Here is a 959-nt window from a genome sequence, read left to right as displayed (position 1 = left end):
GCCAATAGTTCCGGCTCAAAATCGTCAACGTTAATGGTATCGAGACGATGTTGCTCGGCTTCTCTCAGCAGTTCTGCTTCTTCTTGAGTGATCACGCCTTGCTCTAGACCTTCTTGAGCAATCATGTCCAAGCGGAGGAATGGACGACGTTTACCTTGCGCTTTACAAACTTTGTCGAACACAGGCTCAGCTTGAAGAATCACAGACAGTGCTAACTCAATCTTACCTGCTGGGTTGTGCTCTGTTGGCTCTAGGTACTGGCCACGGCCAATGCGCGAACGTGTTGCACTTGGGGTTTGTAGAATACGTGCCACTTTGCTGTCTAGCTTGTCACTTGGTGCTTTGCGTACACGACCGAATGGCATAATCAGAACGCGAAGTGTGCGGCCAATGACTTTGTTCGGGAAGTTTGCTAGGAACTCATCAACGGCGATTTCTGCTTGTTTTAAGCTATCTTGTAGGCCCCAGTGAACCAAAGCCAAATCTTCAGCTGGACGACCATCTTGTTCAAAACGTTTTAGCGTCGCGGAGCTTAGGTATAGCTGACTGAGAATGTCACCTAAACGCGCAGATAAACGCTCTTTACGTTTCAACGAACCACCAAGCACAGCCATTGAGATATCAGACAGAAGCGCTAGGTTGGCACTGTAACGGTTTAGCTGTTGGTAGTAGCGTTTAGTTGCATCTTTAGTCGGTGCCGATGAACCGAGACCATCGCTCAAACCAAACCAAATACTGCGAACGAGGTTACTCATGGTAAAGCTCACGTGGCCAGCTAACGCTTTGTCGAATTTCTCAACCGCGTCGCTCGCTTCTGAGTAAGCTGCGTTCATTTCTTCAAGTACATATGGGTGACAACGAATCGCACCTTGACCGAAGATGATCATCGAACGAGTCAGAATGTTTGCACCTTCTACCGTTACGGCGATTGGAGAGCCTTGGTAACCACGAGCGAGGAA

The 959-nt window shown here is 48.6% G+C and carries 1 protein-coding gene; it reads right to left on the bottom strand.

Going from position 1 to position 959, the window contains the following annotated elements; translation table 11 throughout:
• A partial coding sequence (locus R7Z50_RS25230; RefSeq protein WP_318149451.1) for an acyl-CoA dehydrogenase domain-containing protein occupies nt 1-959 on the bottom strand: 959 nt, incomplete at both ends.

The organism is Vibrio sp. 1249-1, assembly GCF_033340495.1.
This window is presented reverse-complemented; position numbering and strand designations above follow the sequence as displayed.